This is a genomic window from Micromonospora aurantiaca ATCC 27029, from assembly GCF_000145235.1.
GTDB classification, from domain to species: Bacteria; Actinomycetota; Actinomycetes; order Mycobacteriales; family Micromonosporaceae; genus Micromonospora; species Micromonospora aurantiaca.
In genome coordinates, this window is the sequence record NC_014391.1 from 2,175,123 (window position 1) to 2,193,751 (window position 18,629).

At 73.8% G+C, this 18,629-nt stretch carries 17 protein-coding genes; 8 read left to right on the top strand and 9 right to left on the bottom strand.

Features of this window, described 5'->3' with window-relative positions:
• The first annotated feature begins 3 nt into the window (after window positions 1–3).
• Together MICAU_RS10280 and MICAU_RS10285 are read left to right on the top strand one after the other, a co-directional pair.
• Window positions 4–381 (top strand): SCP2 sterol-binding domain-containing protein, encoded by a 378-nt coding sequence (locus tag MICAU_RS10280; RefSeq protein ID WP_013285235.1) that lies wholly within the window; start codon window positions 4–6, stop codon window positions 379–381.
• Entirely contained in the window at window positions 378–2,456 is a 2,079-nt protein-coding gene (locus tag MICAU_RS10285) for an amylo-alpha-1,6-glucosidase (protein ID WP_013285236.1), read from the top strand. The genes MICAU_RS10280 and MICAU_RS10285 overlap by 4 nt, the downstream gene beginning before the upstream one ends.
• A 24-nt stretch (window positions 2,457–2,480) precedes the next feature.
• On the opposite strand, the gene MICAU_RS10290 is transcribed toward MICAU_RS10285, so the two are convergent.
• Together MICAU_RS10290 and MICAU_RS10295 are read right to left on the bottom strand one after the other, a co-directional pair.
• Window positions 2,481–3,221 carry a Pr6Pr family membrane protein gene (locus tag MICAU_RS10290; RefSeq protein ID WP_013285237.1) on the bottom strand — a complete coding sequence of 247 codons (741 nt, stop codon included), beginning with the start codon at window positions 3,219–3,221 and terminating at the stop codon, window positions 2,481–2,483.
• 24 nt (window positions 3,222–3,245) lie between these two features.
• Entirely contained in the window at window positions 3,246–3,932 is a 687-nt protein-coding gene (locus tag MICAU_RS10295; protein WP_013285238.1) for a hypothetical protein, read from the bottom strand.
• A gap of 143 nt (window positions 3,933–4,075) precedes the next feature.
• Here MICAU_RS10295 and MICAU_RS10300 point away from each other — a divergent pair, with 143 nt between their 5' ends.
• Together MICAU_RS10300 and MICAU_RS10305 are read left to right on the top strand one after the other, a co-directional pair.
• A complete protein-coding gene (locus tag MICAU_RS10300; RefSeq protein ID WP_013285239.1) occupies window positions 4,076–4,966 on the top strand; it encodes a DUF72 domain-containing protein in 891 nt (296 codons plus the stop codon).
• A gap of 36 nt (window positions 4,967–5,002) precedes the next feature.
• Complete coding sequence (locus MICAU_RS10305; RefSeq protein ID WP_013285240.1) at window positions 5,003–5,212, top strand: hypothetical protein; 210 nt, start codon at window positions 5,003–5,005, stop codon at window positions 5,210–5,212.
• A 4-nt stretch (window positions 5,213–5,216) separates the two neighbouring features.
• Here MICAU_RS10305 and MICAU_RS10310 read toward each other — a convergent pair whose 3' ends face one another.
• The 4 genes from MICAU_RS10310 to MICAU_RS10325 all read right to left on the bottom strand — a co-directional run bounded on the left by MICAU_RS10310 (window position 5,217) and on the right by MICAU_RS10325 (window position 8,709).
• Window positions 5,217–5,600: a hypothetical protein gene (locus tag MICAU_RS10310; RefSeq protein ID WP_013285241.1), complete on the bottom strand. Its 384-nt coding sequence runs from the start codon at window positions 5,598–5,600 to the stop codon at window positions 5,217–5,219.
• Window positions 5,601–5,712: 112 nt separating this feature from the next.
• Window positions 5,713–6,342 carry a hypothetical protein gene (locus MICAU_RS10315; RefSeq protein WP_013285242.1) on the bottom strand — a complete coding sequence of 210 codons (630 nt, stop codon included), beginning with the start codon at window positions 6,340–6,342 and terminating at the stop codon, window positions 5,713–5,715.
• A gap of 84 nt (window positions 6,343–6,426) precedes the next feature.
• Window positions 6,427–7,284, bottom strand: a complete 858-nt coding sequence (locus tag MICAU_RS10320) for an alpha/beta hydrolase family protein (RefSeq protein ID WP_013285243.1) — start codon at window positions 7,282–7,284, stop codon at window positions 6,427–6,429.
• A gap of 213 nt (window positions 7,285–7,497) precedes the next feature.
• On the bottom strand, window positions 7,498–8,709 hold the full coding sequence (locus MICAU_RS10325; RefSeq protein ID WP_013285244.1) for a globin domain-containing protein: 1,212 nt from the start codon (window positions 8,707–8,709) through the stop codon (window positions 7,498–7,500).
• A gap of 155 nt (window positions 8,710–8,864) precedes the next feature.
• Here MICAU_RS10325 and MICAU_RS10330 point away from each other — a divergent pair, with 155 nt between their 5' ends.
• Together MICAU_RS10330 and MICAU_RS10335 are read left to right on the top strand one after the other, a co-directional pair.
• Window positions 8,865–9,302 carry an RrF2 family transcriptional regulator gene (locus MICAU_RS10330; RefSeq protein WP_013285245.1) on the top strand — a complete coding sequence of 146 codons (438 nt, stop codon included), beginning with the start codon at window positions 8,865–8,867 and terminating at the stop codon, window positions 9,300–9,302.
• Window positions 9,302–9,934: a class I SAM-dependent methyltransferase gene (locus MICAU_RS10335; RefSeq protein ID WP_013285246.1), complete on the top strand. Its 633-nt coding sequence runs from the start codon at window positions 9,302–9,304 to the stop codon at window positions 9,932–9,934. Before MICAU_RS10330 ends, MICAU_RS10335 begins: the two co-directional genes overlap by 1 nt.
• A 41-nt stretch (window positions 9,935–9,975) precedes the next feature.
• On the opposite strand, the gene MICAU_RS10340 is transcribed toward MICAU_RS10335, so the two are convergent.
• The gene (locus MICAU_RS10340) at window positions 9,976–11,232 is read right to left on the bottom strand and encodes an SGNH/GDSL hydrolase family protein (protein WP_013285247.1); all 1,257 of its coding nucleotides are present in this window, start codon (window positions 11,230–11,232) and stop codon (window positions 9,976–9,978) included.
• A gap of 347 nt (window positions 11,233–11,579) precedes the next feature.
• On the opposite strand from MICAU_RS10340, the gene MICAU_RS10345 reads away from it, so the two are divergent.
• Window positions 11,580–13,637 (top strand): DNA gyrase/topoisomerase IV subunit B, encoded by a 2,058-nt coding sequence (locus tag MICAU_RS10345; RefSeq protein ID WP_041799232.1) that lies wholly within the window; start codon window positions 11,580–11,582, stop codon window positions 13,635–13,637.
• A gap of 32 nt (window positions 13,638–13,669) precedes the next feature.
• The gene (locus MICAU_RS10350) at window positions 13,670–16,159 is read left to right on the top strand and encodes a DNA gyrase/topoisomerase IV subunit A (protein WP_013285249.1); all 2,490 of its coding nucleotides are present in this window, start codon (window positions 13,670–13,672) and stop codon (window positions 16,157–16,159) included.
• 383 nt (window positions 16,160–16,542) lie between these two features.
• Here the strand turns inward: MICAU_RS10350 and MICAU_RS10355 are convergent, their stop codons facing one another.
• Window positions 16,543–17,880, bottom strand: coding sequence for a uracil-xanthine permease family protein (locus MICAU_RS10355; protein ID WP_013285250.1), 1,338 nt, complete (start codon window positions 17,878–17,880; stop codon window positions 16,543–16,545).
• Window positions 17,881–17,974: 94 nt separating this feature from the next.
• On the bottom strand, window positions 17,975–18,610 hold the full coding sequence (locus tag MICAU_RS10360; RefSeq protein ID WP_013285251.1) for an alpha-ketoglutarate-dependent dioxygenase AlkB: 636 nt from the start codon (window positions 18,608–18,610) through the stop codon (window positions 17,975–17,977).
• Window positions 18,611–18,629: the final 19 nt, after the last annotated feature.

Here is an 18,629-nt window from a genome sequence, read left to right on the forward strand (position 1 = left end):
CCGATGAGCGTCTCGGCCGTGGAACATCTGACCCGGGGGACCGCCGGCCGGCACCCGGAGCTGCCCGAGACCACCTCCGGCACCATCCGCCTGGATCTGCGCGTCGAGGGCTGCACCGAGCACTGGTACCTGACCATCGACCGGCAGGACGTCCGGGTGGACCGCCTGGCCGAGGAGGCGGACCTGGTGGTCGGCGCGAACCGGGAGGTGTTCGACCGGATCGCGGCGGGGCGCCTGCACCCGGCCGCCGCGCTGCTGCGCAACGACCTCGCCGCGCGCGGCGAGCTGAAGCTGCTGATGACGCTGCGCCGGATCTTCCCCGGCCCGCCGGACGCCCGGGATCCCCGCGACGTGGCCGGTGAGCGGGCGGCGGCCCGATGAGGGAGGAACTGGTCCACGTCCTCGCGGGCAACGCGTTCGCGTTGAGCGACGCGCAGGGCGACATGGAACGCGACCCGTGCGCCCCGATCGGCCTGTTCTCGTTCGACACCCGGTTCCTGTCCCACTGGGTGCTCACGATCGACGGCGAGCGGCTGCACGCGCTGTCCCGCGACGACCTGACCTACTTCGAGACCCGTTTCGTGCTGGTGCCGGGCGCGGCCAGCCACTACGTGGACGCCGACGTCTCGGTGATCCGGCACCGCTCGATCGACGAGGCGTACCACGAGAGCCTCACGGTGCTGAACCACTCGGCCGAACCCGCCGAGTACACGGTGCGGATGGAGATGGCCGGCGACTTCGCCGACACCTCCGAGATCCTGCGTCCCGGCCCGCGTCACCCGACGGTCATCCCCGAACCGGAGCAGCAGCGGCTGCGGATCCGGTACGAGCGCGGGCGGTTCACCCGGGAGACGTGCGTCTCCAGCACCGTCCCGGGCGAGGTGGACGCGCGCGGGATGACCTTCCGGATCCGCGTCGAGCCGCAGGGCGAGTGGCACGTCGACCTGCACGTCGCCATGATCATCCGAGGCGCGGGCGGACGGGACCTGCGGGCCGACATCGAGTCCCACAGGCAGCACGTCCGCCAGGACATGCGGGACGGCCTCGAACGGTGGTTCGACCGGGCGCCGCAACTGGTCTCCGACCGGTCCGCGCTGACCGCCGTGTACCGGCAGGCCCTGACCGACCTGGCCGCCCTGCGGTACATGCCGCTGGCCTACACCGACCGGGTGCCGGTCGGCGGGATGCCCTGGGCGATGGCGCTGTACGGGCGGGACGCGCTGATCACCTGCCTCCAGACGCTGCCGTTCACGCCCGAGCTGACCCCGGGCACGCTGCACATGCTGGCGATGGTGCAGGGCGGCCGGCTCGACGACTACCACGAGGAGGAGCCCGGCAAGATCGTCGCTGAGTTGCGATACGGCGAGGCGGCCGCGTTCGAGGAGCAGCCCACCGCGATCTACTACGGGGCGGCCGACACCACGCCGCTGTTCGTGATCCTGCTCGACGAGTACGAGCGCTGGACCGGTGACACCGACCTGGTCAACGAGTTGCGGCACCCGGCCCGGATGGCGCTGGACTGGCTGACCCGGTACGGCGACCAGTGCGGCGACGGCTACCTGCGCTACCGGCCACGCAACACGGTGAACGGGGTGGCCAACCAGACCTGGCGGAACACACCTGCGGCGATCGTCGACCGGGACGGGGTGGAGCCGCCGTACCCGCGCGCCACGTGCGAGCTCCAGGGGTACGCGTACGACGCGCGGATCAGGGGCGCCCGCCTGGCCCGGGAGTTCTGGGACGACCCGGGCTACGCCGAGCGCCTGGAGGCCGACGCGGCGCGTCTGCGGGAGCGGTTCAACAATGACTTCTGGCTGCCGCAGCGGGGCTACTACGCGCTGGCGCTCACGCCGGACGGCGAGCCGGTCGACGCGCTCACCTCGCACCTGGGGCACCTGCTGTGGAGCGGCATCGTGGAGCCGGACCGGGCCGACGCGCTGGCCGGGCACCTGCGCGGGCCGGACCTGTTCTCCGGCTGGGGCGTGCGCACCTACGCGCAGGGGCAGATGCCGTACAACCCGGTCGGCCCGCACCTCGGCGCGGTCTGGCCCTGGGACAACGCGATCGTCGCGGCGGGCCTGCGGCGGTACGGCTTCGACGAGGAGGCGGCCGACATCGCCGCGGGCGTGTTCGCGATGGCGGAGACGCTCGGCGGCTCGGTCCCGGAGACGATCGCCGGCTACCCCCGCGCGCTGACCAAGTACCCGGTCCAGTTGCCGGAGGCCGGGCGACCGCAGTCGTGGGCCTCCGGTGGGCTGCTGATGCTGCTGGCGACGATGCTGGGGTTGCGTCCGTGCGGGGAGAACCTGCTGGTGAACCCGGCCGTCCCGAGCGGGTTCGGGCGAATCGAGCTGCTCGACGTGCCGGGCCGGTGGGGAAGAGCCGACTCGTACGGCCGGGAACGCGGCTCGGGCCGGCGGATGCGCGCCGGCCGCCCGGCCCACCGGGCCGCCTGACCGGGCCGCCTGACCGGCCGCCGCTCAGGCCGAGCCGGTGGTCTCCCGCTGGGCTGCCGTCGAGGCGCCCGGCTCGGCTGCCGTCGTCGGCTCCACCGGCCCGGCCGCGGGTGGCTCCTCCGCCGCAGCATCGGCACGCCCGGCCCGGGCGAGCAGCCGGTCCACGCCCACGAACAGCAGGCCCAGCAGCCAGAACACCGCGGCGAACCCGACCGCGCTGACCGCCACCCCGTCGTAGCCCAGCTCGCCCGCGTCGATGAACGGGTACGGGTACCTGTCCACGATCAGGCCGCGTACCAGCGCGAACCCGAGGTATCCGAGCGGGAACACCAGCCACCAGGCGGCGTACCGGGGGCGCAGCCGGCCGCGCCTGTCGAACAGCGCCCAGTCGGCGACCGCCAGCAGCGGCACCACAGTGTGCAGGAACTGGTTGCCCCACCACTCGCCCGGTTGCCGGTCCGGCTGGGTCATCGCGAACGGGCTGGCCGGGTTGGCCAGCACCAGGTGGTAGACCGTGCCGGTGATGGTGATGTAGAGGGTCACAGCCCCCTTGAGGACGCTCGGTGGCTCCGGCCGGTCGCGCAGCGCGCACCAGGCGGCGTACCCGGCGAGGACGCCGACCGCCACGTTGCTCTGGATGGTGAAGTACGGCAGCAGTCCGGTCACCGTGGCCGGGCCGAGCGCGGTGAGGACGATGCCGGCCAGCACGGCGAGCACCACTGCGAGGCGGAGGAGGATCGCCGGTAGGCGACGCCGGGGGGTCACGGGGGGCAAGTTACCAGCCGGTCGTCAGCCGGGACGCCGCCCGGGCGGGGTGCCGGACGGCCGGCCGACGTGCCCGGGCGGGAGGTCGTCCACGCCCGGCGGCCCGCCGGACGGGTGGACCGGGTGCGCGGACCTGCCGCCGCCTCGCCCGCCGGCCTTCCCCGGCGGATCGTCGCCCAGCAGCCCGGCGCAGTAGTCCGGCACGCGGTCGTGACCCCCGGCGGCGGCGACGAGGCCGCTGAAGGCGGGTGTGGCCAGGGCCCGTCCCCGCTCCGGCTCGGCGACGGCCCGGTACGCGACGCACAGGCCGGGCGGCGAGGACGGGTGTGGTGTCCGGGGCGCCGGTGAGCCGGCCGGCGGGCTCGGCCGGGCCGACGGCGCAGGGGGCGCGGTGACGACCGGCGGCGCTGCCGGACGTGCGGCGCGCGGCAGGTTCCCGGTCGCGGCGAGCGCGACGCCGCCGGTGAGGGACGCGGCCAGTGCGGCCACTGCCACCCGTACGCCGAACCGGGCACTGCGGCGACGGCGCATCCACCGGGCGGCCCGGAACGCCGCTACCGCTGCCGCCTCGCCGTCGAGCTCGCCCGTGCCGGGCGCGGCGCGGACCGCGTCCAGCACGGCGGCCAGTCCCGGCGGAGCGGTCGGCGTGTCGCCGGAGCGGCCGACGAGCAGCCGCTCGACGGTTTCCTGGTCCAGGCCGGATGCGTCCATCTCGTCACCCTCAGCGCCGCCACCCGGCCGGGCGTCACACTCCGGCGCGCCGAGGAGCCGGTGAGGTCGGTCACCCGGCGCCGGTCACGGCCCCGGGGCATCTCCGGTTGCCGATGTCCCGCACTCGCGGTGAACTGAATTACATGGGTGTCATCAAGGTGGGCACGTCCTCCTGGGCCGACCAGATGCTGGTCCGCTCCGGCTGGTATCCGCGCGGGGTCAACACCCCCGCCGGCCGGCTCGGCTGGTACGCCGAGCGGTTCGGACTGGTCGAGGTGGACACGTCGTACTACGCCGTGCCGGCGCCGGAGACGACGGCGGGCTGGGCGGCCGCCACCCCGGACGGGTTCACCTTCGACGTCAAGGCGTTCCGGCTGTTCACCGGCCACCACACGCCGGTCGACGCGCTGCCCCGCGACCTGCGTCCGGCCGGCGGCCCGAACCGGATCCGCTGGCGTGACCTGCCCGCCGGGGCGTACGACGAGTTGTGGGACCGGTTCCACGCGGCGCTGGCGCCGCTCGCGGCGGCCGACCGGCTCGGTGCCGTGCTGTTGCAGTTCCCGCCGTGGCTGGCCCGCGGCGAGGCGGCCCGGCGGCGGATCCTGGACGCCGCGCGGCGCTGCCGCCCCTGGCCGGTCACCGTCGAGCTGCGGCACTCGTCCTGGTTCGACGGGGACGCGATGGCCGACACCGTCACGTTCCTGCGTGAACACGACCTCGGGTACGCCTGTGTGGACATGCCGCAGGGGCACGTCTCCTCGGTGCCGCCGATCCTGGTCGCCACCACCGACCTGGCCGTGATCAGGTTCCACGGGCACAGCACCGCCTGGGAGAGCGGCGACAAGCAGGAGCGGTTCCGCTACGCCTACGGCGAGCGGGAACTGCGGCACTGGTCGGTGCTGCTGCGCGAACTGGCCGACCAGTGCGCCGAACTGCACGTGCTGATGAACAACTGCTGCGGCGACCAGGCCCAGCGCGACGCCGCCCGCCTGGCCGGCCTGCTCGGCGTCGCGCCCGCCGCCGCGCGCGCCTGACGTTTCCTCAGCCGTCGTCCGGGTACCGCCGGGGGCATGGACGACAGCGAAGGGGGATCGGTGGAGAAGCGGCGCGGCGAGGACGAGCGAGACCCGCGAGCGACCCGGGAGGCAGAGGAGGCGCACGGCGGCAGCATGGCGCCGGGCCTGGTCGACGACACCGGGCACCCGGTGGCCGAGTCACCGGTGCCGGACAACGAGCCGTCGGCGCCGGGTGGTCCGGGCGAGGACGGCACCGGCTCCTGACGGCCTAGGGACGCGTCTCCGGGCGCATCCCGGTCGCCTCCTCCAGCGCGTTGTCGCCGAGGTCGCCGTCCGCCCTGTCGTCCGGGAACGTCCGTCCCGACGGCGCCGGGTCCGGCGGCGCGCCCGGCCCGGCCTCGGGCGTCCGGGTCGGCTCGACGGATCCGAACCCGTGCCGGCCCGCCTTCGGTCCGCCCGGCCCGGCGCCGGCCGCCCGGCGCTCGCCGAGCCGCCCCTCGGGTACGGCGGTCTCCTCGCTGCCCTCGTCCATCGGGTCGCTGTCACCGGCGCCCCACGGCGGGTCGGCGTCGAAGCCGTCGGTGGTGCCCCACGGCGCGGCCGACTCCGGTCCGCGCCCGTCACCCGTACCCGGCCGGTCCCTGCTGGTCATGGTCACCTCGCCTGGCTGCTGATGTCCGTGCCGCCCGTCGACGGACGGTCTGGTCCCGGGGCACCGCGCGGCCGGTGACCCACCCCGATGTGGGTCGCCGGCCGCGCGGTGGTCAACGGGCCGCCCCGACCAGATGACGTCCGGCCGCGCCCACGGCGGCCACCTTGCCGATGTTCTTCGGCGCGGACATCAGCCCGCCCGCGCGGTCGAGCATGCCCCGGAACACCTGGCCCGGTTTCTGCTGCTCGCCCATGTACGCCGACACCACGACGAGCGCGCCGGTCAGCGCCGGGACCGCCCACTGGAGCAGCTTCATCTGCCGCTGGCTGGCCGCGACGTTCGCCGGGGTGTGGTGGTTGGGTTCGGTGGTCCCCTCGACCGGCGGGCCGCCGGCCTTCTCCAGCCGCATGCCGACCAGCCGGCTGTAGCCGGTCACCGCCAGCGCGCCGACTGTCAGCGCGGTCTTCACCGCGCTCATCTTCCCCACGCCTGCCTGGCGGGCCATCCGCGGGCTCTCGGTGACCAGTTCACCGACCGCGCCGGCCAGGTGCGCGCCGATCGCCGCCGCGTTGACCGGTGTCCACCGCGCCCACCCGGCCGAGGCCACCGGCAGCCGCTCGGTCGTGTCGTTGATCCGTGCCGCCGCGCCGTTGACGCCGAGCGCCCCCATCAGGGAACCGCCGAACCAGGCCGCCAGGCCCAGGTCGTGCATCGAGCGCAGCGTGGTGTGCCGTTCTGACATCAGATCCCCCTCCGCCGTGTTCGGGCGGTGCGGCATACCCACGATCGGGCGACTCACGCCCGGCGTGGCGGGGAGGAGGCGGGCTCAGCGGCGGGGGAGCGTGCCGGCGAACGCGGCGATCCGGTCGGCCAGGGGCGCCGACGCGCGTACCCAGGTGAAGTGGTCGAGCGGCGCGCCCGCCTCGGCGACCGTGTAGCGGTGCCGCGTCACCGGCGCCGCGGTCAGCTTCTCGCAGAGGTGGTCGAGCGTCTCGTGCGGCGTGTACTGGTCGTCGTCGACGCTCACCGCCAGCACAGGTGTGCGGATCCGCCGTACGGCGGCCTCCGTGTCCACCCCGTCCAGTGCGGGGAAGCGGCCGGTGCGGGCCGTGTGCGCCCAGTCCCGGATGACGCCGGCGGCCTGCCGGCCGCCGAAGCCCCAGCCCGGCCAGACGCCGAGCAGCCGGGCCGTCGCCGCGATCGCCTGGGTGTACGGCAGCACGCCCCACCCGCGCAGGCCCGGGTACCGCCGCCACCACGGCAGCCCCACCGCCACCAGGGCCAGCCCGTCGACCCGGTCGTCGTCGTGCAGCGCCTGGTGCAGCACCGCCACCTGACCGCCGAGGGAGTGCCCGAGCAGCAGCCGGGTACGGCCGTCCAGCCGGGGCTTGAGCGCGTCGAGCACGGCGCCGACGTCGGTGGCCATCTCCTGGTAGCCGTAGCGGCAGGCGCGCGACGGTGCGGGGGTGCTCTCGCCGGTGCCGCGCAGGTCGGCCACGATCACCGCGAGCCCGGCGTCGCGCAGCGCGGCGGCGAACGGCCGGTAGTAGCGGGCGCGTACGCCCATGGCCGGCCAGATCAGCACCACCGGCGCGCCGGGCGGACCGGCCGGCTCCGGGTAGACCTGCACGCCGATGCGCGCGCCGTCGACGTCCACGAACTCCTGGGTGTAGTCCCCGCTCACCCGGATCAGGGTACGGCCCGAACCTACCGGTGGGTAGCAAGGGGTGGCCGGACCCGTTCGCCCCGCGCCCCTGCCCTCGGGTTCCGCCCCCACCCAGGAGATCGCCGACTTCTCCGCGGGCCCGTCGCCTCCGCCGTGGAGGCTCCGGGCGCTGGACGGGCGCCCTCGTGCCGGAGAATCGGGTCTGCGGAGGTCCTGTCTCGCGGCGGGGCGTCAGCCCGGCAGCATCCCGGGACCGAACACCTCGTAGGCGATCCGCTCGGCCGGCACACCCCGGCGCAGCAGGTTGCCCCGGACCAGGTTCATGAACGCGATCGGACCGCACAGGTGCGCGGCCGCCCCGGCGGGCAGCGGGAGCCGGTCCGGGTCGATCAGCCCGGCGGACACCTCAGCCTTCAGGCCGGGCAGGTCGGCCCCGGCGGCGTCGAGATACCAGAGGTGGACGGCCAGGTTCGGCAGCCGCTGCTGGAGCACGGGGAGTTCCGCGCGCAGCGCGTGTGCCTCGGCGTCCCGGTCGGCGTGCGCCAGCGTCACCTGGCGTCCGGGGTTCCGGTCGGCCAGGTGGGCCAGCGCCGCCATCGCCGGGGTGAGCCCGATGCCGGCGCTGATCAGCAGCAGCGGCCCGTCGCCGCCGGTGGCGTCGACCTCGCCGAACGCGGGGCTCAGCCGTAGCGTGTCGCCGACCGCGACCCGGTCGTGCAGGTGGCCGGAGACCATGCCGTCGGGCGCGCCGCCCTCGCCGCGTACGCGCTTCACCGTGATCCGCCACGTGTCGGCGCCCGGGCGGCCGGAGAGGCTGTACTGGCGGATCTGCTGTCCCCGGCCGCCGTCCAGGTCGACGGCGACCGAGACGTACCGGCCGGGGGTGAAGCCGGGCGCGGCGCCGCCGCCGGCCGGCGCGAGGGTGAGCGAGACGACGTCGGCGCTCTCCCGGGCCCGGCCGGTCACCCGCCAGTCCTGCCACACCGGACCGCCCTCGGGCACGCCGGCGCCGGCGTACAGCCGCGCCTCGCGGGCGATCAACTCGCAGGCCAGCAGCCAGTAGACCTCGTCCCAGGCGGCGGCCACCTCCGGCGTGACCGCGTCGCCGAGCACCTCGCCGACCGCGGCGAGCAGGTGCCGGCCGACGATCGGGTACTGGGTGGCGGTGATGCCGAGCGAGGCGTGCTTGTGCGCGATCCGGTCCAGGACCGGTCCCCACGGCATGCCGGTGTCGCCGGTCAGGTGCGCCGCGTACGCGACCACCGCCGAGGCGAGCGCGGCCTTCTGCGCTCCGGTGGCCTGGTTGCCCCGGTTGAACAGGTCCAGCAGGTCCGGGTGGGCGTCGAACATCCGCTGGTAGAAGCGGCCGGTGATGGCCTCGCCGTGCGCCCGCACGACGGGCAGGGTGGCGGTCACGACCGCAGCTGAGGATTCCGAGAGCACGACCGAATCTCCTTCCGGGGTTCGAACAGGTCGATCTCCACGAAACAGGAATCAACGATTCCTCTTTCAGGGCCGAAGGTCCCGGTGCCGGGGTGGCAAGGGTCACCGTGAATCTGCTGGTGTCCCGGACGGCGCCGAGTGGCTAGGGTCGGTGCGTGAGGCTGAACCGGTCGACCGACATGGCGTTGCGGATCGCCATGCTGACCGCCGCGTCCCCGGTCCGGGCCACAGTCGACGAACTCGCCACCCGGCTCGAACTGCCCCGCAGCCACGTCGCCAAGGTGGTGCAGCGGCTGCAACGCATCGGCGTCCTGGTGACCATCCGGGGCCGCTCCGGCGGCGTGGCCTTCGCCGAACACGCCGGGGACATCACCGTCGGGGGAGTGGTCCGCGCCTTCGAGGGCGACGGCGAGGTGGTCGACTGCGCGCAACCGGTCTGCCCGCTGGTCGCGGAGTGCCGGCTGCGCGGCGAGCTGCGCCGCGCGCAGGCCGCCTTCCTCGCCGTGCTCGACGGGGTACGCCTCGGCGACCTGGTCGACGGGTCCGCCGGCCCGCTCCTGCTCAGCCTCGGCGCGCCACCGGCAGGCCGCTGATGGCCGTCTCCCATCCGATCTTCTCCCGGCTCTTCGCCCGCGCCAGCGTCGCGATGGACCAGGCCGGGATGGCCGAGCACCGCGCCCGCCTCGTCGCCGGGCTGCGCGGCCGGGTGGTCGAGGTCGGCGCGGGCAACGGGCGCAACCTCGCGCACTACCCACCGGGGGTGACCGGCGTGGTCGCCGTCGAGCCGGAGCCACGCCTGCGTGCCCTGGCCCGCGCCGCCGCACCCGGAGCCCGGGTACCTGTGACAGTCGTCGCCGGTCTCGCCGAGGCGCTGCCGGTCGCCGACGGCGCCGCCGACGCGGTGGTGCTGTCGCTCGTGCTCTGCTCGGTGCCGGACCAGGCGGTCGCGCTGGGCGAGGCACGCCGGGTGCTGCGGCCCGGCGGCGAACTGCGCTTCTACGAACACGTGGTGGCGCAGACGCCCGGCCTGCGCCGGGCCCAGCGCCTGGCCGACGCCACGCTCTGGCCGCTGTTCTGCGCCGGCTGCCACACCGCCCGGGACACGGTGGCCGCGATCCGGGCCACCGGGTTCGAGGTGACCGCGCTGGACCGCTTCCGCTTCCCGCCGACCGGGCTGCCGGCCCCGGCCTCGCCGCACGTCCTCGGCACCGCGATCCGGGCCTGACGCCGGACCGGGCCGGTTTCTTCCGGCCCGGTCCGGCGCGCTCAGCTCACGCTCACCGTGCCGTCCGGGGCGCGGACGCAGGAGACGGTACGGGCGCCGGTCGCCGCCGCCCCGGCCAGGCACCGGCCGAGCACCTTGTGTCCGGCGGCGTTCGGGTGCCACGACTCCTGGCAGGTCTGGAAGTACGTGCCGCACGCGTTGGCGATCCGCTGGATGTCGAGCTTGTCGTACCCGGAGAGGCTGGTGACGAACGTGCCGCTCGGGCCGTCCATCAGCCGGATCGGGGTGGCCAGGGCGTTGCCCGGGCTGCCGGTCGACTCGCAGAGCCGGGCGCCGTCGAACGCGCGCTGCACGTTCAGGTAGACCAGGTCGTCCTGCGGGAACTCGCCGGCGAGCGTGCCGCGTACCGAGCTGACGAGCGTGCCGAGCCCCTGCGAGAAGCGGTGGCCGGGCGCCAGGCTGGCCCGGTGGATCGGGCAGCCGGCCGCGTACCGCTCGGCGCCCAGCGCGCGGAACTTGTCCCGGGTGTCGTCGCGGCTGTCCTCGGTCCAGTAGGTCTGGTTCAGCTCGAACGGCAGCGGGTTGGTGTAGTCCTGGAACACCACCCGGTGCTGCCCGTCGGCGTCGATCTGGTCCAGCGTGGTGAGCAGTTGCCGCAGCGCCGTGGTGGTCTCCGCGGTGGCGGCGGCGAACTGCGCGGCCGTGCCCAGGTCGGCGTCGGTGCACGGCTTCTGCTCCACCGGCCCGCCCAGGTACGCCCAGAACTCCCACCAGCCGGTCCACGCGTCGGCGATGAACCGGTTGGCGCACTTCTCCGCCACGCTGCCGAAGGTGAACGAGCTGTTGTTCGAGCCGAGGCCGACGAGCACCAGATCGATGTCGTGGGTCCGCGCCACCGACCGGAGCTGGTCGAGCTGGGCGGCCACCTGCCGCCCCTTGGTCCGGGTGGCCGAGGCGCTGGCGATGTCGTACGGCTGGCCGCCCGAGCAGGCCAGGTTGAACCGCGCGGAGATGCCGGGCAGGTCGGCCTGGAACAGCGAGGCGTTCGGGGAGCGGTGGCAGAAGTAGGCGTTGGCGTTGGCGGCGGACCAGCCGGGGAAGCCCTGGGCCACCCCGTTGACGTCCACGACCGGCGCGTACGCCCCGGCGCCCTCACCGCTGATGAAGCTGTCTCCCAGCGCCACCGCGGCGGTGGGCAGTGCGGCGGCTGCGGGCCGGGCGGGCGCCGCGGCGGCGGGTAACGCCACCGTGGCGAGCGCCAACGCTGCCGCGAGCACGGAACGACGGAACACGGACATGCCCGACCTCCCAAGACATCGAAATGTGAAAGATTCTTCAGGGGGGCGATCAGATCACGCACGTGTGACGGACGTCAATGGTTCGACATCAGTGGCCCCGCATCGGGGAAGACATCCGGTGCCCGGGTCGTTGTGCCGCCTGGAGCCCCGGCCCGTCCCGCCGGCCGCCGTACGCGGCCGCGGCGCGGACCCGGCCGGCAGGCCGATCGCGCAACGCACCGCCCCGGTGCCGCCGACCTGTCGGGGCACCCGGCTAGGCTCGCTCCGGCGCGCCGCGCCCGGCGATCATCGTGGGGGGATCACACGGTGAACGGCACCACACCGCCGAGACCTGGGAGTACGACCAGTTGACCGCACAGCCTGAGACCCTCTACGGGGCCGACGACCTGACGCATCTGGAGGGCCTCGACGCCGTCCGCAAGCGCCCGGGCATGTACATCGGCTCGACCGACAGCCGTGGCGTGGGTCACCTCGTCAACGAGATCCTCGACAACTCGACCGACGAGGGTGTCGCCGGTCACGCCACCAAGGTCGACGTGATCCTGCACGCCGACGGCTCGGTCCAGGTCGACGACGACGGCCGGGGCATCCCCACCGACGTGCACGCCAAGTCCGGCATCTCCGGCGTCGAGCTGGTGCTGACCCGCCTGCACGCGGGCGGCAAGTTCGGCGGCTCCGGCTACAAGACCTCCGGCGGCCTGCACGGCGTCGGCGCGTCAGCGGTCAACGCGCTGTCCCGGCGCTTCGACGTCACCGTCCGGCGCGGCGGCAAGGTCCACGCCATGTCGTTCCGCCACGGCGTGCCGGGCGTCTTCGACGGCGACGGCCCGGACGCGCCGTTCACCCCCGGCCCCGGCCTCCAGATCGTCGGCGCGATGAAGCGCGGCCAGCGCACCGGCACCTCGATCCGCTGGTGGCACGACCCCCGCTACTTCGAGACCGGTGCCGCGCTCGACACCGAGGCGGTCCGGCTCAAGCTGCGCAACACCGCGTTCCTCGTCCCCGGCGTCGCCTACCGGCTGCGCGACGAGACCGGCGAGGAACCCGTCGAGGAGAGCTTCCACTTCCCCGACGGCCTCACCGACATGGTGGAGTTCCTCGCCCCGGCCGGCGACCGGCCGGTCTCCGGCACGCTGCTGGTCACCGGCGAGGGCACCTACCGGGAGAACGCCGCCGACGCCAACGGCGTCATGCAGTCCAACGTGCAGCGCCGCGCCGAGGTCGAGGTGGCGTTCCGCTGGGGCACCGGCTACGAGCGCACCGTCGAGTGCTTCACCAACACCATCCGCAACGCCCACGGCGGCACCCACCGCAAGGGCTTCGAGCGGGCGCTGGCCCGTACCCTCGCCGACGCCGCCCGCAACGCCCGCGGCCTGCTCAAGCCCAAGGAGGACGCGCCCACCCTGGACGACGTCCTGGAGGGCATGACCGCCGTGGTGCACGTGCGCATCCCCGAACCGCAGTTCACCTCGCAGACCAAGGACGAGCTGTCCACCGCCGGCATCACCAAGGTGCTCCAGGGCCTGGTCGAGGCGCACCTCAAGAGCTGGCTGGAGGACCGCCGGACCAAGGCCGAGGCCCGTACGGTGCTTCAGAAGATCGTCGACGCGGCCCGCGTCCGGCTCACCCAGAAGCAGCAGAAGGACGCCGCCCGCCGCAAGACCGCGCTGGAGGGCGCGGCCATGCCGGCCAAGCTCGTCGACTGCCGCGCCACCGGCGTGGAGCGCAGCGAACTGTTCATCGTGGAGGGCGACAGCGCGCTCGGGACGAGCCGCATGGCCCGCTCCTCCGAATACCAGGCGCTGCTGCCGATCCGCGGCAAGATCCTCAACGTGCAGAAGGCCAACCTCCAGCAGGTGCTGGACAACGCCGAGTGCGCCGCGATCGTGCAGGTGCTCGGCGCCGGCTCCGGCCGCACGTTCGACCTGTCCGCCCTGCGGTACGGCCGGGTGCTCATCATGGCCGACGCGGACGTCGACGGCGCGCACATCCGTACCCTGCTGATCACGCTGTTCGCCCGCTACATGCGGCCGCTGATCGAGGCCGGGCGGCTCTACGCGGCGATGCCGCCCCTGCACAAGATCACCACGAAGGGGCGCAACCCGCAGACCGTCTACACCTACACCCAGGCCGAGATGGAGGCGACGGTCCGCAAGCTGGAGAAGACCGGCAAGCAGATCGTCACGCCCATCCCGCGCTTCAAGGGCCTCGGTGAGATGGACGCCGACGAGCTGTGGGAGACAACCATGAACCCGGCCACCCGGGCGGTCCGCCGGATCACGCTCGACGACGTCGAGGCCGCCGAGCGGATCCTCGAACTGCTCATGGGGGAGAAGGTCGAGCCCCGCCGCAACTGGCTGATCGACTCCGCCGACCGGGTCGACCGCGACGCCATCGACGCCTGACCAACGGGTTCGTCTCGGAAGGAAACCGCACCATGGCACGCCGCAAGGACGACCGCGCGAAGGCGGACCTGGCCGCCTTCGACCAGGCCGGCGCCCGCGTCTTCGACAACCCGCTGGTCACCGAGGTCTCGGACTCCTACCTGGAGTACGCGTTCTCGGTCATCCACTCCCGCGCCCTGCCCGACGCGCGCGACGGGCTCAAGCCGGTGCACCGGCGCATCCTCTGGTCGATGCACGAGCAGGGCCACCGGCCGGACCGCGGCCACGTCAAGAGCGCCCGGATCGTCGGCGACGTGATGGGTAAGTACCACCCGCACGGCGACACCGCGATCTACGACGCGATGGTGCGGCTGGCGCAGGACTTCTCCCTCAACGTCCCGCTCATCGACGGGCACGGCAACTTCGGCAGCCCGGACGACGGCCCGGCCGCGGCCCGTTACACCGAGGCCCGGATGTCCCGGGAGGCGATGCTGCTCACCGGCGAGCTGGGTGAGGACACCGTCGACGTCGAGCCGAACTACGACGGCTCGCTGACCCAGCCCACGGTGCTGCCGGCGGCGTTCCCGAACCTGCTGGTCAACGGCGCGTCCGGCATCGCGGTCGGCATGGCGACGAACATGATCCCGCACAACCTCGGCGAGGTGGTCCAGGCCGCCCGGTGGCTGATCAACCACCCGGACGCCACACTCGACAAGCTCATGGAGTTCGTGCCCGGCCCCGACCTGCCGACCGGCGGGCTGCTGCTCGGCCTTGACGAGGTACGCCGCGCGTACGAGACCGGGCGCGGCGTGGTGCGCATGCGCGGCCGGGTGGAGATCGGCCCGCTGGAGGGCAGCCGCGGCCGGCAGGCCATCACCGTGACCGAGCTGCCGTACGGCGTGGGCGCCGAGAAGGTCATCGCGGCCATCACCAACGAGGTGAACAAGACCAAGCGGCTGACCGGGATCGCCGACGTCAAGGACCTCACCGACCGGGAGAACGGCACCCGCCTGGTGGTGGAGTGCAAGGTCGGCGTCAACCCGCAGGCGCTGCTGGCCGACCTCTACCGGCTCACCCCGCTGGAGCAGTCCTTCGGCGTGAACAACCTGGTGCTCGTCGACGGCCAGCCCCGCACGCTCGGGCTCAAGGAACTGCTCGACGTGTTCCTGGCGCACCGCTACGAGGTGGTGACCCGGCGCAGCTCGTACCGCAAGCGCAAGCGGGAGGAGCGCCTGCACCTGGTCGACGGCCTGCTGATCGCCCTGCTCGACATCGACCGGGTGGTCAAGCTGATCCGTGCCAGCGAGGACGCCCAGGCCGCCAAGGACGGCCTGATGCAGCGGTTCAAGCTCTCCGAGATCCAGGCGACCTACATCCTGGACACTCCGCTGCGCCGGCTGACCAAGTACGACCGGCTGGAACTGGAGGCCGAGCAGGAGAAGCTGCGCGGCGAGATCGCCGAGCTGTCGAAGATCCTGGACGACGAGAAGGTGCTTCGGAAGGTGGTCTCCGACGAGCTGGCCGCCGTGGTCAAGCAGTTCGGCGCGCCGCGACGCACCACGCTCGTCGACGGCGACCTCAAGGAGGTGCTGGCCGCCTCGGTGCCCGCCGGTCCGCTGGAGGTCGCCGACGACCCGTGCCAGGTGATCCTCTCCGCCACCGGGCTGGTGGCGCGGACCGCGGCCGAGTCGGAGGAGGCCGCCGAGGCGCGCCGGCGCAGCGGCCGGGTCAAGCACGACGCGGTACGCGCCATCGTGCACTCCACCGCCCGCGGGCGGGTGCTGCTGGTGACCAGCGCCGGCCGCGCGTTCAAGATCGACGTGTTGCCGTTGCCGGTGTTGCCGGAGCAGTCCGGCACGGTGTCGCTGCGCGGCGGCATGTCGGCGGCGGAACTGGTGCCGCTGGAGCCGGGCGAGACGGTGGTCGGGCTCGCGCCGCTGGGCCCGTCCGCGCAGGGGTCGCCCGGCCTGGCGCTCGGCACCCGGGCGGGCGTGGTGAAGGTGTGCGCCCCGGACTGGCCGGTCCGCTCCGACGAGTTCGAGGTGATCTCGCTGCGTGACGGCGACGAGGTAATCGGCGCGACCTGGCTGACCGACGGCGCCGAGACGTTGGCGTTCGTCTCGTCGGAGGCGTCGCTGCTGCGCTTCGCCGCATCCGTCGTACGCCCGCAGGGGCTCAAGGGCGGCGGCATGGCCGGCATCAACCTGCCGGCCGGCGCGCGGGCGGTCTTCTTCGGCGCGATCCGCACCGACGACTCGAAGCACGGTGAGCCGATGGTGGTCACGTCGACCGGAGCCACGGTGAAGGTGACGCCGTTCAAGGCGTACCCGGCGAAGGGAAGGGCGACCGGCGGCGTACGCGCGCAGCGGTTCCTCAAGGGCGAGCTGGAGCTGTCGGTGGCCTGGATCGGCCCGCGGCCGGTGGGCGCGACGGCCACCGGCGACCCGGTGGACCTGCCCCCTGCGGACCCGCGCCGAGACGGCTCCGGTTTCGCCGTGATGCTCGGCCCGACCGTGGTGGGCCACCACATCGACCGCGACTGACGGGGTTGGGGCGGGCGGCCCGGCCCACCCGCCCCAACCGCTCAGTCGCCGCCGCTCGTCCCCTGCCTCCGCCCGCACTCGGCCCGGCGGCGTGCCCCAGCCCTCCGGCAACCCGACCCGTCCTCGCCGCTGCGCCCCTCCCGGCCCCACCCAACCCGGTTGATCAAGGAGTTAGCGGCCTTTTCACGCCCCGCGCCGACCACAAACTCCTTGATCACCGCAGCGGGCGCTCCTGCCGCACTGGGCGCCCTGGGCGGCTGGCGAGTTCCGGGCGTCTGGGCACTCGCCCCCACTCTGCACGGTCGATCATGAGGTTAGCGGCGACAAAACGGACACCGAGTGCCGCTAACCTCATGATCGACGGGGCGAGGGGTCGGGGCGGGTCAGAGTTCGGGTTCGGGGGACTGGCGGGACTCGGGGGTCGTGCCGCGCAGGCGGGCGATCAGGCGCATGCCGTGGTAGATGACCAGGGCGGCAGCAGTGCCCAGCGCGATGCCGTTGAACGACAGGTCGCCGGCCGTCAGCGTGTAGTTGGCGGCGCCGATGATCACCGCCACCGCGGCGGTGAACAGGTTGATCGGGTCGTGGAAGTCGACCCGGCTCTCGATCCAGATCCGGGCGCCCAGAATGGCGATCAGGCCGTACAGGGCGGTGGTGGCGCCACCCAGCACCCCGGCCGGGACGGTGAGGATCAGCGCGCCGAACTTCGGGCAGAGCCCGAGCAGGATCGCCGTGCCGCCGGCGATCCAGTACGCGGCGGTGGAGTAGACGCGGGTCGCCGCCATCACGCCGATGTTCTCCGCGTACGTGGTGGTGCCGGAACCGCCGCCGGACCCGGCCAGCACAGTGGCGACACCGTCGCCGAGCAGCGCCCGGCCCATGTCGCGGTCCAGGTTGCGGCCGGTCATCGCGGCTACCGCCTTGACGTGCCCGGCGTTCTCCGCGATCAGCACCAGGATCACCGGGATGACCAGCACGACGGCACGCGCGTCGAAGCTCGGCGTGTGGAACTCGGGGAAACCGACCCAGGCCGCCTGGCGCAGGCTGCTGACGGCCTGCTGGTCGAGGTTGCCGGTGAGCGCGGCGAGCACCCAGCCGACCACCACGCCGACGAGGATCGACAGCCGCGCCACGAAGCCGCGGAACAGCACAGTGGTGAGCAGGATCGCGACGAGCGTGACCACGGCGATCAGCGGCTGCGCCTTCACGCCGGTGCCGGAGCCGTCGCCGTCCCACGCGACCGGCGCGAGGTTGAGGCCGATCAGCATGACGATCGCGCCGGTGACCACCGGCGGCATCAGCGCGTCGATCCAGCGGGAGCCGGCCACCTGCACCACCACGCCGACGATCGCCAGCGCGACGCCCGCGACCACGATGCCGCCGAGGGCCGCGCCGATGCCGCCGTCGGTCTTCGCCGCCAGGACCGGCGCGATGAACGCGAACGACGACCCGAGGTACGAGGGCAGCCGGTTGCCGGTGATCAGCAGGAACAGCAGCGTGCCGAGCCCGGAGAACAGCAGCGTGGTGGCGGGCGGGAACCCGGTGATCAGCGGGACGGTGAAGGTGGCGCCGAACATGGCGACCACGTGCTGCACGCCCACGCCGATGGTGCGCGGCCAGGAGAGCCGTTCGTCGGGTGCGACCACGTCGCCGGGGCGTACCTGGCGGCCGTCGCCGTGCAGGGTCCACGGGGACCAGCGGGAGGTGGGGGACTGGGTCATCGGTCGCCCTTCGCGTCATCGGGTGACGGGGGCGTGATCGACCCTGGGAGTTGTTTCTAGCACGTGCCCTGCGGCGATGGGGGCCCGCCCCGGCTCAGGCGACGCCTGTGGGACGGAACTGGACGCTGACCCGGGGGCCGACCGGCCGGGTGGTCTTCGGCACCGCGTGTTCCCAGGTGCGCTGGCAGGAGCCGCCCATGACCACGAGGTCGCCGTGGCCGAGCGGGAACCTCAGGCTGCCGCCGCCTCCGCCGCGCGGGCGCAGCAGCAGCGCGCGCGGGGAGCCGAACGAGACGATCGCCACCATGGTGTCGGTGTGCGCGGAGCGGCCCAGGGTGTCGCCGTGCCAGGCCACGCTGTCGCGCCCGTCGCGGTAGAGGCACATGCCGGCGGTGACGAACGGCTCGCCCAGTTCGGGCGCGTAGTGCCGGGTGAGCGCGTCCCGGGCCGCGGTGAGTACCGGGTGCGGCAGCGGCCGGCCGGCGGCGTACCAGCAGAGCAGCCGGGGCACGTCGACCTCGGTGTCGTACATGGTCCGGCGTTCGGCCCGCCAGGGCACGTCGTGGCGCAGCGTGTCGAGCACCTCGTCGGAGCCGCGCACCCAGCCGGGCAGGTGATCGACCCAGGCGCCCCGGCTCAGTTCGTGCCGGCGCAGCGCCCCGGCGAGCGGGCCCAGGGTCGGGCCCTGCTCGGCCAGGTCGAGCATCGAGGGCTGGTACGCGTCGGACACGCAGCCGATCGTACCCCGC

Bases quoted from the DNA above. Each gene is read 5' to 3' on its own strand.
- MICAU_RS10300 (WP_013285239.1), top strand. From the start codon at position 4,076: ATGGGTGTCATCAAGGTGGGCACGTCCTCCTGGGCCGACCAGATGCTG.
- MICAU_RS10280 (WP_013285235.1), top strand. From the start codon at position 4: ATGAGCGTCTCGGCCGTGGAACATCTGACCCGGGGGACCGCCGGCCGG.
- MICAU_RS10310 (WP_013285241.1), bottom strand. From the start codon at position 5,600: ATGACCAGCAGGGACCGGCCGGGTACGGGTGACGGGCGCGGACCGGAG.
- MICAU_RS10295 (WP_013285238.1), bottom strand. From the start codon at position 3,932: ATGGACGCATCCGGCCTGGACCAGGAAACCGTCGAGCGGCTGCTCGTC.
- MICAU_RS10285 (WP_013285236.1), top strand. From the start codon at position 378: ATGAGGGAGGAACTGGTCCACGTCCTCGCGGGCAACGCGTTCGCGTTG.
- MICAU_RS10355 (WP_013285250.1), bottom strand. From the start codon at position 17,880: ATGACCCAGTCCCCCACCTCCCGCTGGTCCCCGTGGACCCTGCACGGC.
- MICAU_RS10315 (WP_013285242.1), bottom strand. From the start codon at position 6,342: ATGTCAGAACGGCACACCACGCTGCGCTCGATGCACGACCTGGGCCTG.
- MICAU_RS10350 (WP_013285249.1), top strand. From the start codon at position 13,670: ATGGCACGCCGCAAGGACGACCGCGCGAAGGCGGACCTGGCCGCCTTC.
- MICAU_RS10305 (WP_013285240.1), top strand. From the start codon at position 5,003: ATGGACGACAGCGAAGGGGGATCGGTGGAGAAGCGGCGCGGCGAGGAC.
- MICAU_RS10335 (WP_013285246.1), top strand. From the start codon at position 9,302: ATGGCCGTCTCCCATCCGATCTTCTCCCGGCTCTTCGCCCGCGCCAGC.
- MICAU_RS10340 (WP_013285247.1), bottom strand. From the start codon at position 11,232: ATGTCCGTGTTCCGTCGTTCCGTGCTCGCGGCAGCGTTGGCGCTCGCC.